General features: G+C 64.1%; 10 protein-coding genes. All 10 read left to right on the plus strand.

Annotated features, from left to right (window positions below):
- Positions 1–42 precede the first annotated feature (42 nt).
- Positions 43–804 carry a bifunctional demethylmenaquinone methyltransferase/2-methoxy-6-polyprenyl-1,4-benzoquinol methylase UbiE gene (ubiE, locus tag AB8A38_RS18835; RefSeq protein WP_439088559.1) on the plus strand — a complete coding sequence of 254 codons (762 nt, stop codon included), beginning with the start codon at positions 43–45 and terminating at the stop codon, positions 802–804.
- Positions 801–2,369, plus strand: a complete 1,569-nt coding sequence (ubiB, locus tag AB8A38_RS18840) for a 2-polyprenylphenol 6-hydroxylase (RefSeq protein WP_439087032.1) — start codon at positions 801–803, stop codon at positions 2,367–2,369. Before ubiE ends, ubiB begins: the two co-directional genes overlap by 4 nt.
- A gap of 61 nt (positions 2,370–2,430) precedes the next feature.
- Positions 2,431–3,876: a bifunctional phosphopantothenoylcysteine decarboxylase/phosphopantothenate--cysteine ligase CoaBC gene (gene coaBC, locus AB8A38_RS18845; protein ID WP_439087033.1), complete on the plus strand. Its 1,446-nt coding sequence runs from the start codon at positions 2,431–2,433 to the stop codon at positions 3,874–3,876.
- Positions 3,873–4,337: a dUTP diphosphatase gene (gene dut / locus AB8A38_RS18850; protein WP_439087034.1), complete on the plus strand. Its 465-nt coding sequence runs from the start codon at positions 3,873–3,875 to the stop codon at positions 4,335–4,337. Before coaBC ends, dut begins: the two co-directional genes overlap by 4 nt.
- Before the next feature lie 173 nt (positions 4,338–4,510).
- Positions 4,511–7,033, plus strand: coding sequence for an ATP-binding protein (locus AB8A38_RS18855; protein ID WP_439087035.1), 2,523 nt, complete (start codon positions 4,511–4,513; stop codon positions 7,031–7,033).
- A gap of 11 nt (positions 7,034–7,044) precedes the next feature.
- The gene (tsaE, locus tag AB8A38_RS18860; protein ID WP_439088560.1) at positions 7,045–8,568 is read left to right on the plus strand and encodes a tRNA (adenosine(37)-N6)-threonylcarbamoyltransferase complex ATPase subunit type 1 TsaE; all 1,524 of its coding nucleotides are present in this window, start codon (positions 7,045–7,047) and stop codon (positions 8,566–8,568) included.
- A gap of 157 nt (positions 8,569–8,725) precedes the next feature.
- A complete protein-coding gene (locus AB8A38_RS18865) occupies positions 8,726–9,043 on the plus strand; it encodes a PilZ domain-containing protein (RefSeq protein WP_068734110.1) in 318 nt (105 codons plus the stop codon).
- 177 nt (positions 9,044–9,220) lie between these two features.
- Complete coding sequence (locus AB8A38_RS18870; RefSeq protein WP_439087036.1) at positions 9,221–9,943, plus strand: nucleotidyltransferase family protein; 723 nt, start codon at positions 9,221–9,223, stop codon at positions 9,941–9,943.
- Between the two features lie 68 nt (positions 9,944–10,011).
- Positions 10,012–13,203, plus strand: a complete 3,192-nt coding sequence (gene addB, locus AB8A38_RS18875) for a double-strand break repair protein AddB (RefSeq protein WP_439087037.1) — start codon at positions 10,012–10,014, stop codon at positions 13,201–13,203.
- Complete coding sequence (addA, locus tag AB8A38_RS18880) at positions 13,200–16,694, plus strand: double-strand break repair helicase AddA (RefSeq protein WP_439087038.1); 3,495 nt, start codon at positions 13,200–13,202, stop codon at positions 16,692–16,694. The genes addB and addA overlap by 4 nt, the downstream gene beginning before the upstream one ends.
- Positions 16,695–16,780 lie beyond the last annotated feature (86 nt).

The raw sequence follows: 16,780 nt of genomic DNA on the forward strand, positions 1-16,780 counted from the left end.
CGCGCTATGGTCCGCCGCGATGAGGCTTTTGAGATGAAAACGATGGATCAGCCGGGCGAAACCACCCATTTCGGCTTCAGGGACGTCCCCGTGGGCGACAAGCAGACGCTGGTGAACGACGTGTTCCACAGTGTGGCCCGGCGCTACGACCTGATGAATGATCTGATGTCCGGCGGCATGCATCGCGTCTGGAAGGACGTGATGATTAACCAGCTCAACCCGCCACGCTCCGACGCGCCGTTTGCCCTGCTCGACGTCGCCGGCGGCACCGGCGACATTTCCTTCCGCGCCGCCAAGGCGTCCGGCCTCGGCTTCTCGGCGACGGTCTGCGACATCAACACCGGCATGCTCGATGTCGGCCGTGAGCGCGCCATTACCCACCATCTCGAACATCAGGTCTCCTTCGTCGAGGGCAACGCAGAAGAGTTGCCATTCGCCGACAAGAGCTATGACGCCTATACGATCGCCTTCGGCATCCGCAACGTGCCGCGCATCGACCGCGCGCTCGCTGAGGCCTATCGCGTGTTGAAGCCGGGCAGCCGTTTTCTCTGTCTCGAATTCTCGACCGTCGACGTACCGGGCCTCGACAAGATCTATGACATGTTTTCGTTCAAGGTGATCCCGCCGCTCGGCAAGGCGGTCACCGGCGACTCTGAGTCGTATCAGTATCTCGTCGAATCGATCCGCAAATTTCCGAAACCGCCAATCTTTGCCGACATGATCCGCGAGGCCGGCTTCTCCCGCGTGAAGTACGAACTCCTCTCGGGCGGCATCGTCGCGCTGCATTCGGGCTGGCGTTTGTGATCTCGGCACTCAATCATATGGCGCGGCTGGCCCGCGCCGGCTTCGTGTTTGCGCGCGAAGGCGTGTTCGGCGTCGTCGATCCCTCGCTGGTGCCGCCGCCGGGACAGCTCGCGCTGCGCATGGCGCGGCTCATTGAGCGACCCGGTGCGAAATCCGGCGCACGGCTGTCGCGCGCGCTGACCCGGCTGGGACCTGCCTATCTCAAGCTCGGCCAGTTTCTCGCGACACGGCCCGACGTGGTCGGCGTCGCCATGGCGCGCGATCTCGAAAGCCTGCAGGACCGGCTTCCGCCGTTCTCCCTGACCGAAGCCGAAGGCGTCGTCGCCGCTTCGCTGGAACGCCCTGTGGCGCAGCTCTATGCGAGCTTCAGCCCGCCGGTCGCCGCGGCCTCGATCGCGCAAGTGCATCGCGCCGAGATAGACAAGAACGGCGTCCGCAAGACATACGCCGTGAAAGTGCTGCGCCCGAATGTCGCCGCACAATTCCGCCGCGACCTCGGCGATTTCGCTTACGTCGCCCACAAGGCCGAAGAGCATTTTTCCGAGGCGCGGCGCCTTCGCCTGATCGAGATCATCACCACCATGTCGCGCTCGGTGGCGATGGAGATGGATCTTCGGCTCGAAGCCGCAGCACTCTCCGAGATGGCGGAGAACACCCGCAACGATTCGGATTTCCGCGTGCCGGAAGTGGATTGGGATCGTACCTCGCACAATGTCCTGACGATGGAGTGGATCGACGGTATCGCACTGAACGATCACAAGGGTCTGGAAGAATCCAACGTCGATCTGCCGGACCTTGGCCGCAAGGTGATCCAGAGCTTCCTGCGCCACGCGCTGCGTGACGGCTTCTTCCATGCCGATATGCATCCGGGCAATCTGTTCCTCGATCCCGATGGCCGCCTCGTCGCCGTCGACTTCGGCATCATGGGCCGGCTCGGTCTGAAGGAGCGCCGCTTCCTCGCCGAGATTCTGCTGGGCTTCATCACCCGCAACTATCGCCGCGTCGCCGAAGTCCACTTCGAGGCCGGCTATGTGCCAGGCCACCATTCAGTAGAGAATTTCGCGCAGGCGATCCGCGCGATTGGCGAACCGATTCACAATCGCACGGCCGAAGAAATCTCGATGGCCAAGCTGCTGACGCTGCTGCTTGAGGTCACCGGTCTTTTCGACATGCGTACGCGGCCAGAATTGATCCTGCTGCAGAAGACCATGGTTGTGGTCGAAGGTGTCGCACGAAGCTTCGATCCTAAGCTCGACATCTGGAAGGTCGCCGATCCCGTTGTCCGCGAATGGATCGAGCGCAATCTCGGCCCATTGGGCAAGATTCAGGGTGCGCTCGCCGGCGCCGGCGAACTCGGCAAGGTCGCCGGCAGTCTGCCGGCCCTGGCGACGCGCGCGCTGACCGTGCTTGAGCAGTTGGAGACCATGACCCGCGACGGCGTCAGGCTCGACGACGCGACCATTGCCGCCATCGCGCGGGCACGGGCCAAGCAGCTCCGCTGGCGCACGGTTGGCGTCTGGGTGATCGCCCTGTCGTTTCTGGGACTGCTGCTCTCGATTCGCTAGGACTGATTGCAATGCTAGCATTTTGTGCTAGCACTGCAATCAGAATAGCGCGAGACGCCTCATGGCCAGCCTGACGATCCGCAAGCTCGACGACGCCATTCGCGATGAATTGCGACTGCGTGCCGCCCGCAACGGACGGTCGGTTGAGGACGAGGTGCGGGTCATTTTGCGCGAGGCGTCGCAAGACGGCCTCAAGACTGACGCAAGACTTCCGCAAGACGCGCCCAACCCGGAAAACCCGCCCAAGTCATTGAAAAATATCGGCGATCAGCTCCACGTCACGCTGATCATCGGCGGCGGCATCGCCGCCTATAAAGCGCTCGATCTGATCCGCCGCTTGAAGGAACGCGGCATCCACGTCCGCGTGGTGCTGACCCGGGCCGCGCAGCAATTCGTCACCCCGCTGGCCGCCAGCGCCCTGTCCAACGAGCGGGCCTATACCGACCTGTTCGATCCGCAGAGCGAATTCGATGCCGGGCATATCCGTCTTGCGCGCGAATGCGATTTGATCGTGGTCGCACCCGCGACCGCGGACTTGATGGCGAAGATGGCCAATGGTCACGCGGATGATCTGGCCTCCGCGATTCTGCTCGCCGCCGACAAACCGATCCTGATCGCGCCGGCGATGAATCCGCTGATGTGGAATAACGCCGCGACGCGCCGCAATGTCGCGCAATTGCAGCGTGACGGCGTGAGGATGATCGGGCCGAATGCCGGCGAGATGGCCGAACGCAACGAATCCGGTGTCGGTCGCATGGCGGAGCCGACCGAGATCGCGATCGCGGCTCACACCTTCCTGCAGCCACCCACGCCGAAGCCACTGGCCGGCAAGCGCGTACTGATCACCGCGGGCCCGACCCATGAGCCGATCGATCCCGTGCGCTACATCGCCAATCGCTCGTCCGGCAAGCAAGGCTATGCGATTGCTGCCGCCGCGCGGGCCGCCGGCGCAGAGGTCATTCTCGTCTCGGGCCCGGTCGATCTCGACGAGGTGCCGGGCGTGACGATGACGCATGTCGAATCCGCGCGTGACATGCTCGCGGCGGTCCAGTCCGCGTTGCCGGTCGATATCGCGATTTTCGCGGCGGCTGTGGCCGACTGGCGGGTCGTCAATGAAGGCGCGCAGAAACTGAAGAAGACCGCCGGCAACGCGATGCCGCAGCTCGAGCTCACGGAAAATCCCGACATCCTCGCGACGATCTCGAAACTCCCCGAGCATCGGCCACCCCTGGTGATCGGTTTTGCCGCCGAGACCGAACACCTGATCGACAATGCCAAAGCCAAGATCGCGCGCAAGGGCTGCGACTGGATCGTCGCCAATGACGTATCGCCCGCGACCGGCATCATGGGCGGCGACGATAATACCGTGCATCTGCTGACGCGCAGCAAGGACAGCGCGGATATCGCCGTTGATTCGTGGGCACCGATGAGCAAGGAACAGGTCGCGACGACCCTAGTCGCGCGAATCGCCGACACCGTAACGCCATCCACGAAAGACACATCATGAGCGCTGCCATCCCCGTTCAGGTCGACGTCCAGCAGCTCCCGCATGGCGCTGGCCTCGCGCTGCCGGCCTATCAGACCACACATGCCGCCGGCCTCGATCTGCTCGCTGCGGTTCCCGAGGACCAGCCGATGATTCTCGCCAGCGGCAAATATGCGCTGGTGCCGACGGCGCTGACCATCGCGCTACCGCCGGGCTTTGAGGCGCAGGTGCGCCCGCGCTCGGGCCTTGCCGCCAAGCACGGCATCACCGTGCTGAACTCACCGGGCACCATCGACGCCGATTACCGCGGCGAGATCGGCGTGCTGCTGATCAATCACGGCCCGGCGGATTTCACGATCAAACGCGGCGAGCGAATCGCCCAGATGGTGATCGCGCCGGTCACACATGCGGAACTCGTCGTGGTCGCGGCGCTCAGCGAAACCGAACGCGGCAGCGGCGGCTTCGGATCTACCGGCCGCTAGCGCGCATTTCGTCACATCGCGCGGTATTTGAATCAAAGGCGCCTGCATTTTTTAACCGGGGACTCTGCGTTCACGGTCTGGACTCTTACCCGGCGACTCCCGAAGCGGATATTGTCGAACGATTCGCGATCGGTGAGGGGCTGGTCGGGAAGACGTGCGGTTTGGGGCGAATGATGTCAGGCGTGATCGCGGCGATGCGTCGGACCTTGCTGTCGTGCACTTCTATGGTGCGCGACGGGCTTGTCGGCATCAGTGCGTCTGCACTTCTGGCCACCTCCTCTGCGTCGGCCGCCGACGAACCCTTCATTACCCAGACGCTCGCCAATCTGCTCGATCTCGACCGCCAGGAAATCGCCGCGCTGACGACAGCCACAGCGGTGCTCGGCTTCTCCGTCGTTTCCGCCATCCTGTTGATGCACAATCGCATTCGCTCGGCCAAGACCGAGGCGAAGCTGCGCGCCGAGCTGCATACGCTGCAGGTTGAGTCCGACCGCTTCCGTGCCTTGCTGTTCACCGAGCCGCAGGTGCTGATCGCCTGGGCTGCGGGCGAAACCCGTCCCGATATCTCCGGCGACACCGCATTGGTGATGTCGCAGGACCCGCAACAGCATCAGCCGCAGCGCATTCTCGCATTCGGAACTTGGCTGCCGCCGGAACCCGCGCTGCGGATGGATCACGCCGTCGATGCACTGCTCGATGCCGGCGAAGGCTTTGTCCTGAATCTGACGACCTCGAGCGGCCGCGCCATCGAGGCGATGGGCCGCGCCATCGGTGGCCAGGCCATTGTCCGGATTCGCGAATTGAGCGGTTTGCGCCGCGAGCTCGCCGAAGTCTCGCTGCGCCACAAGGAACTTGCGGAAGAAGCCGAAATTCTCCGCGGCTTCGCCAATGCCGCGCCATGGCCGATCTGGGCCAAACAGGCCGATGGCCGATTGAGCTTCGTCAATGCCGCCTATGCCCGTGCGACTGAAGCGACTGATACGGGCGATGCGGTCGGTCGCAATCTGGAACTGCTGGACAGCGACGACCGCAGCAATCTGGCGCGCGCGCTGAACGACAACCTGCCCTTTGCCGCACGCGTGCCGATCGTGATTTCCGGCGAACGCCGCATCTTCGACGTCCATGCCGCGAAGGTCGCCGGCGGGAGCGCCGGCATGGCGATCGACGCCAGCGAGGCCGCCGCGCTCAGCGCTGCCTTGGTGCGGATGGCCGAGGCGCATCGCCGCACGCTCGATCAGCTGTCGTCGGGCGTTGCCGTATTCGACGGCCAGCGCCGCCTCGCCTTCTACAACGACTCTTATCGTCGGCTGTGGGATCTCGACCGCACCTTCCTCGACGGTAATCCCGACGACTCCAGTGTGCTCGACCGTCTCCGTGCCGCGCGCAAACTGCCGGAGCAGCCCGACTTCCGCGCCTGGAAGGCCAAGCTGCACGAAGCCTATCGTGCCGTCGAAGCCCATAAGGATGTCTGGTATCTGCCGGATGGCCGCGCGCTCTCGATCGTCACCACGCCGAATCCCGAAGGCGGCGTCACCTATCTGTTCGACGATGTCACCGAGAGCCTCGAACTGGCACGGCGCTTCGACGGCCTGATCCGCGTTCAGCGCGAAACGCTCGACAATCTCGCCGAAGCCGTCGCCGTGTTTGGCAGCAACGGCCGCGCGCAACTGTTCAATCCGGCTTTCGCCAAGATGTGGAAGCTGTCGGACGAAGCGCTGGAACAACGCCCGCATATCGAAATGGTCGAAACCTGGTGCCGGCCATTGTTCGACGACACTCCGACATGGCAGGCGATCCGCAGCGCCATTACCGGGATCGACAATCGCAAGTCTGTTCCGCTCAAGCTCGAGCGTAAGGACGGCAGCGTGCTGGCCTGTATGACCATGCCGCTGCCCGATGGCGCGACCATGCTGACCTTCCAGGACATTTCGGACGCCGAGAATGTCGAGCGCGCGCTACGGGAGCGCAACGAGGCGCTGGAGACCGCCGACCAGATGAAGGTCGACTTCGTCCACCACGTCTCCTACGAGCTGCGCTCGCCGCTGACCACGATCATCGGTTTCGCGCATCTGCTCAGCGATCCCGTGACCGGCCCATTGATGCCGAAGCAGGCCGAATATCTCGACTACATCACCACCTCGACCGGCGCGCTGCTGGCGATCATCAACAATATCCTGGATCTTGCCACGATCGATGCCGGCGCGATGACGCTGAATCTCGGCCCGATCGATATCCGCAAGACCATCTCGGCGGCGGCCGAAGGCATTCAGGATCGACTGGCGAAGGATCACATCGCGCTGCAGATCGACGTCGATCCGGCCATCGGCAGCTTCACCGGCGACGAAAGCCGCGTGGTGCAGGTACTATATAATCTGCTCGCCAACGCGGTCGGCTTCGCACCGCAGAATTCGGCGATCACGCTGACAGCGCGCCGCTCGGAGCACACGGTCACATTCGCAGTGACCGATCGCGGGCCCGGCATTCCACCCGAGGTAAAGGACAAGGTGTTCGACTGGTTCGAGAGCCACGCCAATGGCTCGCGCCACCGCGGCGCCGGGCTCGGCCTGTCGCTGGTGCGTTCCTTCGTCGAATTGCATGGCGGCAAGGTCCGCGTCGATTCCGCGGTCGGCAAGGGCACCACGGTCAGCTGCGACTTCCCCGTCGACCAGACCGCGCATCGCAACGCTGCCGAATGACCGAACCCATCATAAACGAGCCCTGCACATTTTCGCTGGCGCTCGCAAATGAGACCGCCACTGCGCAATTGATGGCCGACCTCGCGCTGCTGATCGGCCCGGGCGACGTCATCACCCTGTCGGGCGATCTCGGCGCCGGCAAGACGGCCGCCGCGCGCGCGATGATTCGCTATCTCGCCAGCGATTCCGAACTCGAAGTGCCGAGCCCGACCTTCACGCTGGCGCAGAGCTACGACCTGCCGTCGTTTCCCCTCATCCACGCCGATCTCTATCGCATCAACGACGCCAGCGAACTCGAGGAGATCGGCCTGTCGCCGCTGCCGGACGGCGTGATCGCGCTGATCGAGTGGCCGGAGCGCGCCGATGGTACACTGCCGCCGGATCGTATCGATATTGCGCTCAGCCATCGTCCGGCACTGGGCTCCGTGGCGCGTGCGGCGGAGATCACCGGTCACGGCAAGGCCGCATCGATCGTTCTGCGCCTGAAAGCACTGCGCGAATTCCTCGAAGAAGCGCGCTATCTCGATGCTATCAGACAGCGCATGGCCGGCGATGCGTCGACGCGCTCCTATGCGCGGCTGATCCGCGGTGATGACGTCTTCATCCTGATGAATGCGCCGAAGCGGCCGGATGGTGCGCCAGTCTATGACGGCAAGTCCTACAGCGCGGCGGTGCATCTGGCGGAGGACGTCAGACCCTTCGTCGCCATTGCGAACGGTTTGCGCGCGCAGGGGATCTCCGCGCCGGCGATCCATCACGCCGACCTCGATGCGGGCTTCCTCATTACCGAGGATTTCGGCACAGCGCCGGTGACCGAAGGCGAGCCGCCGGCACCGATCGCCGAGCGCTATCAGGTCGCGACCGACATGCTGGCCCTGCTGCACAGCAAGCCGCTGCCGGAAACGCTGCCGCTGTCGCCGCATGTCGACTATACCATTCCTGTCTTCGACACCGACGCATTGCTGGTCGAGATCGGCCTGATGCCGGAATGGTATCTGCCGGACCGCGACGCGCCACTCTCCGATGACGCTCGCACTGAATTTGTCACGATGTGGCGCGAGCTGCTGGCGAAGCCTGCTGCGGCACCGAAGACTTGGGTACTACGCGACTTCCATTCACCGAATATCATCTGGCTCGACACCCGCGAGGGCATCAACAAGGTCGGCGTGATCGACTTTCAGGACACGGTCCTCGGCCCCGCCGCCTATGATCTCGTCTCGCTGCTGCAGGACGCGCGTATCGACGTGCCTGAGCAGTTGGAGCTGACCATGCTGACGCGCTACATCAAGGCGCGGCGCGCAGCCGATCCCGCTTTCGATGCCGCGGCTTTTGCCGAGCTCTATGCGATCATGTCGGCACAGCGAAACACGCGACTACTTGGTACATTCGCGCGGCTCAACCGCCGTGACGGCAAGCCGCATTATCTCAAGCACCAGCCGCGGATCTGGACCTATCTCAACCGTTCGCTAGCGCATCCGACGCTGGCGTCGTTCCAGCAGTGGTATGCGGCGCATGTGCCACCGCCGCGGGCCTAGAGGCTTTTGTATTGACGCGTTTTCTCGACGCGGACCGGTATCCGCTTCGCTCGAAAACGCTCTAACACTTCCTTAACCACTTATTAGTCGCACACACTCTATCCTGCGCTTGAGCCCTGCACGTGCGGGGCTTGGCGTACTGGACAAGGGACGTGTCATGACGGAGCGGCGTGCCGGAGATCGGGTCGTTTTCGAGCGCGGTTTTCCTGCGCACATGATGGGCATCGACGGCACCTGGCGTCGCTCCTGCATCATGGAAGATATTTCCGAGACCGGCGCCAAACTCACCGTCGACGGTTCTGTCGAAGGCCTGAACCTGAAAGAGTTCTTCCTTCTTCTCTCATCCACAGGCCTCGCCTATCGCCGCTGCGAACTCGGCTGGGTCAATGGCGACCAGATTGGTGTGAACTTTCTCAAACCCAACGACAAAAAGAAAAAGACGAAACGTTCCGAGACGCAGGAGGCAGAAACGTGACTGTGCAGGCGGGTGCAATTGTCGCATCCGCGTCATCTCGGCCCATTATGGCTCGATAGGTTCATGCATGCGACACGCCGCTGTGCTACCATTATTTCAGCTCAAAAATTCAAGAACGATTCCATCAAGGCCCATCATTCTACCAAGGCCCGTCCTTCTATTAAGGCCAATGTCGCCATGTCCGTAAAAGCCACCAAAGCAATGGTTCTCGCCGCCGGTCTCGGCCTGCGTATGCGACCGCTCACCGACAATCTGCCGAAGCCACTGGTCCCTGTCGCAGGGCAGCCGCTGCTGGATCACGTGCTCGACAAGCTCGCCGCTGCAGGCGTGACCCAAGCCGTGGTCAATGTACATTACCTGCCCGACCAGATCATCGATCATGTCGCGACGCGCACCGAACCAAAGATCATCATTTCCGACGAGCGCGATCAGGTGCTCGGCACCGGCGGCGCCGTCGTGAAAGCGCTGCCGCTGCTTGGCACCGAGCCGTTCTATCATCTCAATGCCGACACGATGTGGATTGACGGCGTGCAGCCGAATCTCGCGCGTCTTGCGGAGGCCTTCGATCCCGCGCGCATGGACATCCTGCTCTTGATGGCACCGACCGCCAACAGCATCGGCTATGCCGGCTGCGGCGATTACGCGATGCTCACCGACGGCGCGCTGCGTCGCCGCAAGGAGAATCAGGTCGTACCGTTCGTCTATGCCGGCGTCGCGATCCTGTCGCCGGCGCTGTTCAAGGATGCGCCATCCGGCGAATTCTCGCTGACCAAACTATTCGACAAGGCCAACGAGCAAGAGCGCCTGTTCGGGCTGCGCATGGAAGGCGTCTGGATGCATGTCGGCACACCCGACGCCGTGCGCGCCGCGGAAGACGCGTTCCTCGCCAGCGTCGCCTGAATTTTCTGCGACTCCCGTAGCCTTTCCAGCCATGCCATGATGCACCCTGATCGCGAATCAGGGTGTACATGCGCGTCTTCAACATTCCATCCTCGGCGCCGTTCCTGCGCACGCTGATCACCGCGCTCGTCGACGGTGATCTCGTCGAGGGATTCTCTGCGCGCGGCGAACCTTCGAGGCTGGCTGAAGTCACCCTGTATCTGCCGACACGCCGAGCCGGACGCATGGCGCAGGAGATCTTCCTCGACGTGCTCGGAACCGACGCCGTACTGCTGCCCCGTATCGTTCCGCTCGGGGATGTCGATGAGGAGGAACTGGCCTTTGCGCAGGCGGCATCGCCCGACGCACTCGAACGGTTGGATGCACCGCCCGCGCTTGACGGATTGCAACGCCGGCTTCTGCTGGCGCAACTGATTGCCGCATGGGCGAAGCAACTGGCACCCGGCGATCCCGGACAGACGCCTCTCGTGGTGGGTGGTCCGGCCTCGACGCTCGCGCTAGCAGACGATCTGGCGCGACTGATGGACGACATGGCGACGCGCAAGGTCGACTGGAGCGCGCTGGACGGGCTAGTGCCCGATGCGCTCGATCAGTATTGGCAACTCACGCTGCAGTTTCTGAGTATCGCCAGAAATGTGTGGCCGGACATCCTCGCGGCTCACAATGCGATCGAGCCTGCGGTGCGCCGCGATCTCTTGATCGACGCGGAAGCAGCGCGCCTGAAAGCGCACAAAGGAGGCCCCATCATCGCCGCCGGCTCGACCGGCTCGATGCCGACCACGGCGAAGTTCCTGCGCGAAGTCGCAAAGCTGCCTGATGGCGCTGTCGTGCTGCCCGGCCTCGATACCGACCTCGACGACATCGCATGGAATCTCATCGGCGGCACCAAGGATGCATTCGGCCGAACCGAATCCTCGGCATCGAACCATCCGCAATTCGCGCTGCACGCACTGCTGGAACGCTTCGGCATCACGCGCCGCGATGTGATGACGCTCGGCACGCCGTCACCGCAGGGCCGCGAATTGCTGGCCTCGGAGGCGATGCGCCCGTCCAATGCCACGGCGCAATGGCATACGCGACTGGCGCAGCCCGCCGTGGAGCAGAAGATTGCGGCCGGCATGCAGAATCTCGCCGTGATTGCCGCCACCAATCCGGAAATGGAAGCGCTGGCCATCGCGATTGCGATGCGTGAGGCTCATGAGCTGAAGAAATCCGCAGCCCTCGTGACGCCCGACCGCGCACTGGCGCGCCGGGTAATGGCCGCGCTCGGCCGCTGGAATCTGATTTTCGACGACTCCGGCGGCGACGCGCTGACGGAGACATCGGCCGGCATCTTTGCACGCCTCATTGCCGAGGCCGCGGCGGAGCAGCTCGAACCGGCGACATTGCTGGCGCTGTTGAAACATCCGCTGTTTCGCCTTGGCGCCGCACCGAACGCCTGGAAAGACGCGATCGAGACGCTCGAACTTGCACTGCTGCGCGGCACGCGGCCGACGCCGGGCACGGCGGGACTGGCGCAGGATTTCGCGCGGTTCCGCGACGAGCTCCGCAAGCTGCGCCGCCGCGAAGCCTCGATGCTGCATGGCGCGGAGCCCCGCGCAAAACTCGACGACAACCGTCTCGACCGCGCGGAAGAATTGATCGTGGGATTGCGCGCGGCGCTGGCGCCGCTGGAGAGCATCCACCCGATCCGACCGATCGATTTCGCCGAGGTCGCGCTGCGGCATCGCGAAGCGATCAGGCTGCTATCGCGCGACGACAGGAACAACGACGTCGCGCTTGTGGGGCGCGAAGGCACGGCGCTGACCAAGGCATTCGACGATCTCGTCGTCATGGAGACCGTCGCGACCGAGAGCGGCGACGAAGAGCGACTACGCCCCAGCGGGCTGATGATGCAGCTCCGCGATTATCCCGATGTGTTTCACACCGCCTTCGCCGACCGCATCGTGCGCCGGCCGGAAGTCGCCAATGCGACTTTGCGCATCTACGGCCAGCTCGAAGCACGCCTGACGCAATCGGATCGTGTGATTCTCGGCGGTCTCGTCGAAGGCATCTGGCCGCCGTCGCCGCGCATCGATCCCTGGCTCAGCCGCCCGATGCGGCATCAACTTGGTCTCGATCTCCCGGAGCGCCGCATCGGCCTCACCGCGCATGACTTCGTGCAGCTGCTCGGCACGGAAGACGTTATCCTGAGCCACGCGGCAAAAGTCGGCGGCGCACCGGCCGTGGCCTCGCGTTTCCTGCACCGGCTCGAAGCCGTCGCCGGCGAGACCCGCTGGGACGCGGCGCTGGCCGCGGGCGAGCATTATGTTCGCTATGCCGAAGAGCTCGATAAACCCGAGACCGTCACGCCGATTGCCCAGCCGGAGCCGCGGCCGCCACGTGCTGCACGTCCGCTCAGGCTGTCGGTCACCGCGATCGAGGACTGGCTGCGCGATCCCTATACGATCTATGCCAAATATATTCTGGGCCTGGCGCCGCTCGATCCCGTCGACATGCCGCTCTCGGCAGCCGACCGGGGATCGGCGATTCACGCGTCGCTCGGCGACTTCACGATGGAATACAGCAAGGCGCTGCCCGATGACCCCGCGCGCGAGCTGCGCAGGATCGGCGACAGGCATTTTGCGCCGCTGATGGCGCAGCCTGAGGCGCGCGCATTATGGTGGCCGCGTTTCCTGCGCATCGCATCGTGGTTTGGCGCCTGGGAAATCGACCGCCGCATCAATGTCGCCAGCATCGATGCGGAAGTGCGCGGCGAGATCAAGATCCCGCTCGATCACGGCCGCGTCTTCCATCTCTCGGCGCGGGCCGACCGCATCGAACATCGCAGCGACCGCACCTTCGCGCTCTTGGACTACAAGACCGGCCAGCCGCCGACCGGCAAGCAGGTGCGCATGGGCCTGTCGCCGCAGCTGACGCTGGAAGCCGCGATCCTGCGCGAGGGTGGCTTCAAGGGCATTGCCGCGGGCTCATCCGTCAGCGAGCTGGTCTATGTCCGACTCAGCGGCAACAACCCGCCCGGCGAGGAGCGGTCGCTCGAACTGAAGATCGAGCGCAAGGACGAGCCGCAGGATCCCGACGATGCCGCGATCGAAGCGCGCGCCAAACTGGAAGCGCTGATCCGCAGCTTCGAGGACGAAGCCACCGCCTATACGTCGCTCAGCCTGTCCATGTGGTCGAACCGCTATGGCAGCTATGACGATCTGGCGCGGATCAAGGAATGGTCGGCCAATGGTGGCTCTGGGGGAGGCGAGTCATGAGCGGCCCGCGCAATATCCCGCCCGCGGCGAGCGCCAAGCAACAGCTCGCATCGGATCCCGCTTCCTCCGTATTCGTCTCGGCCAATGCCGGCTCCGGCAAGACCTATGTGCTGGTCAACCGCGTCATCCGACTGCTGCTCGACGGCGTGCCGCCCGAGAAGATTCTCTGCGTCACCTTCACCAAAGCCGCAGCGGCCAACATGGCGGAGCGCGTGTTCACGCGGCTCGGTCACTGGGTCACGCTGGATGACACCGCACTTGATGCCGAAATCAGAAATGCCGGCGTTCCCGCATCGAACAGCAGACTGCGCTCGCGCGCGCGAGAATTATTCGCCAGCGCACTGGAGACGCCGGGTGGTCTGAAAGTCCAGACTATCCACGCGCTGTGCACGCGCCTGCTGCAACAATTTCCGTTCGAGGCCAATGTGCCGGCGCGGTTCAGCGTGCTCGACGACCGCGACCAGAACGAGATGATGGAGCGCGCCAGCCTGCAGGTGCTGCTGCACGCGGCGGCGGCGCCTGACAGCGCAGAAGGCCGCGCGTTGACAACGGCCATGACTTCGGCCGCCGACGTGACGTTCCGCGACGTGGTGCGCGAGGCGAGTCTGTCCCGCGATCAGTTCCTGGCCTGGATCGAGCGCGCCGGCTCGACAGATGCCGCGATGGCGCAGCTGTCGGCAACCCTGGGCGTCACGCCCGGCGATACCAAAGAAAGCGTCGAGCTGGAGATCATCGACGGACCGCATCTGCCGCGCGAACGCTGGATACCCGCCGCGGAAATCTTCGAGACCGGCAGCAAGACCGATAACGATCAGGCAGCACGGCTGCGCGAAGCTCTGGCGCTATCGGGCACCGAGCAGGTCGAGAAATATCTCGAACTGTTTCTGACCAAGGACCAGAGCTTACGCAAATCGCTTGCGACCAAGAAGATCGCGGACAGCCGGCCGGATCTGCTGGCGGCTTTGCAACGCGAAGGCGACCGCGTGATCCCGCTGCTGGAGCGTCGACGCGCCGTCGCGATGCGCGAGCGTACCCAGTCACTGCTGGTGATCGCCAGCCAGGTCGCGGAGAACTATCGCCGGGAGAAGAACGAACGCGGCTTGCTGGACTATGACGACCTGATCGCGCGCACGCTGGAGATGCTCGACAGGGTGTCGTCGAGCTGGGTGCATTTCAAGCTCGACCGCGGCGTCGATCACGTGCTGATCGACGAGGCGCAGGATACGAGCCCGCGGCAATGGGACATCATCACCCATCTGATCTCGGAATTCACCTCCGGTGAAGGCGCGCGCGACGGCCTCAAGCGCACGATCTTCGCGGTGGGCGACGAGAAGCAGTCGATCTTTTCGTTCCAGGGTGCCGCACCGCGCGAATTTGACCTGCGGCGCAAGGCGCTGCAGAACCGCTTCAAGGACGCCGGGATGAAATTCGATCCCATCGCGTTCAGTCATTCGTTCCGCTCGGGCTCGGCCATTCTGCAATCGGTCGATCACGTGTTTCGTGAAGAGGCGATCTTTCGCAGCATCCATGCCGTGGAGAACGGCTATCCGATTCATGAAACGCTGGATGATGCCGGCCCAAGCCTGATCGATCTGTGGGAGCTGGAACAGCCCGACGACCGGCCGAGCATCGAAGGCTGGCAGGCACCGTTCGACAAGCGCTCCGAGACAAGCCCCGAAGTGAAGCTCGCGCGCCGTGTCCAGACCGAGATCAAGGACCTGATTGCGGCGAAGACGGAGACCGGCCCGATCGGCAAACGCCGCGCGTTGCGCTATGGCGACATGCTGGTGCTGGTGCGCCGCCGCGGCAAGGCCTTCGATGCCATCATCCAGGCGCTGAAACATGCGGGCATTCCCGTCGCCGGCGCCGACCGGCTCAAGCTCACCGAGCACATCGCCATCATCGACCTGATGAACCTGGCCGACGCGCTGCTGCTTCCGCAGGACGACCTGGCACTGGCGACCGTGTTGAAGAGCCCGCTATTCGGCCTCGATGACGATGACCTGTTCAAGCTGGCCTGGGAGCGCACGGGATCGCTCCGCGACGCGCTCCGCGAACAGGCGGCCGGCGACGACAAGCTTGCCGGCGCGCTGAAGCGGCTCATTGCCTGCGAGAAGCGGTTTGCCAGCGAGACGCCTTTCGCGTTCTACGCCTGGCTGCTCGGCGGTGATCATGGCCGCGCGCGTATCCTGCGCCGGCTCGGCCATGAGGCCAATGACGCGCTCGACGAATTTCTCGAACTGGCACTGGGCTATGAGCGCAAGGCGCCGGCCTCGCTGCAGGGCTTCGTCGCCTGGCTGCGCGCGGCCGACACCGAAGTGAAGCGCGACATGGAGATCACGCGCGACGAAGTCCGCGTGATGACCGTGCACGGCGCCAAAGGTCTGGAAGCGCCTGTCGTGTTCCTGGTCGATACCACATCGTCGCCGGCGGATTCGCAGCGGCTCAATTTGATCCATCTCCCGCAAGGCAACGCCGCACCGAACAGCCCGGGCGTCGTGGTCTGGGCTGGCAAGAAGGCGGACGATCCGCTAGCAGTCGCGGCGGCGCGCGCCGACATGATCCGCGACACCGAAGACGAGTATCGCCGGCTGCTTTACGTCGCGATGACGCGCGCGGCCGATCGCCTGATCGTTGGCGGCTGCATGCCCGGCAATCGCAACGAAGTGCGGCCGCTGTCCTGGTACGACCTGATTCAGAAGGGCCTGGAAAATTCCGGGCTGCAGATGCAGAGCGTTCCGCCGCCGGACGGCGTGGTGAAACGCTATACGCGCGTGGAAGACGTGACACCGGCGCTTGGTGCGACGGCACCTGTCGCAGCGGGTGCGCCGATCGTGCTGCCGGCCTGGATGCGCGGCAAGGTCGGCGACCAGCCGCGCCGCGAAAGCCTGTTGCGCCCATCGGATGCCGACGACGATGACGACGGCCGCGGACAGCGCTCGGGCGAATCCGAACGGCTGCGCCAACTGGCCTTGCAGCGCGGCAACCTCGTGCATCGCCTGTTGCAATCGCTGCCCGACATCGCCGCCGAAAAGCGTCGCGACACCGCGCTGAATTTCCTGTCACGCAATGCGGCTGACTGGACGGGGGTGGAACGCGAGGCCCTGGCCGCACAGGTGCTGTCGTTGATCGGCGATCAACGCCTCGCCGAGCTGTTTGCCCCCGGCAGTCGCGCCGAAGTGGCCGTGGCCGGACGACTGACGCGAAAGGACGGCTCGCCCGTGTTGGTGTCGGGGCAGATCGACCGGCTGGTCCTGACCAAGACCGAGATCCGGATCGTCGATTACAAGACCAACCACAACCCGCCGCGCAAACTGATCGAGGCGCCGAAGGCCTATATCCGGCAGCTGGCGCTGTATCGCGGCGTGCTCGCCAAGTTATACCCAGACCGGCCGATTCGGGCTGCCCTGCTCTGGACGGAAACGCTTGAAATGATGGAGATTTCCGGTGCTGCGCTGGACGCGGAGCTGGCCGCCATCATCTCACTGTGACCAACCTTGACCCGGCAAGGGGGCGTTCATAGGTTGGATGCATCATTCCAGCGCGCGAATCTTCCAGCGCGCCCTTCATTGAACAG

It is taken from the genome of Tardiphaga sp. 839_C3_N1_4 (assembly GCF_051811045.1).
Lineage (GTDB): Bacteria > Pseudomonadota > Alphaproteobacteria > Rhizobiales > Xanthobacteraceae > Tardiphaga.

Excerpts from the sequence above, each read along its gene's own strand:
- ubiE (WP_439088559.1), top strand. The coding sequence starts at position 43 with ATGGATCAGCCGGGCGAAACCACCCATTTCGGCTTCAGGGACGTCCCC.
- coaBC (WP_439087033.1), top strand. The coding sequence starts at position 2,431 with ATGGCCAGCCTGACGATCCGCAAGCTCGACGACGCCATTCGCGATGAA.
- dut (WP_439087034.1), top strand. The coding sequence starts at position 3,873 with ATGAGCGCTGCCATCCCCGTTCAGGTCGACGTCCAGCAGCTCCCGCAT.
- AB8A38_RS18855 (WP_439087035.1), top strand. The coding sequence starts at position 4,511 with ATGTCAGGCGTGATCGCGGCGATGCGTCGGACCTTGCTGTCGTGCACT.
- AB8A38_RS18865 (WP_068734110.1), top strand. The coding sequence starts at position 8,726 with ATGACGGAGCGGCGTGCCGGAGATCGGGTCGTTTTCGAGCGCGGTTTT.
- AB8A38_RS18870 (WP_439087036.1), top strand. The coding sequence starts at position 9,221 with ATGTCCGTAAAAGCCACCAAAGCAATGGTTCTCGCCGCCGGTCTCGGC.
- addB (WP_439087037.1), top strand. The coding sequence starts at position 10,012 with ATGCGCGTCTTCAACATTCCATCCTCGGCGCCGTTCCTGCGCACGCTG.
- addA (WP_439087038.1), top strand. The coding sequence starts at position 13,200 with ATGAGCGGCCCGCGCAATATCCCGCCCGCGGCGAGCGCCAAGCAACAG.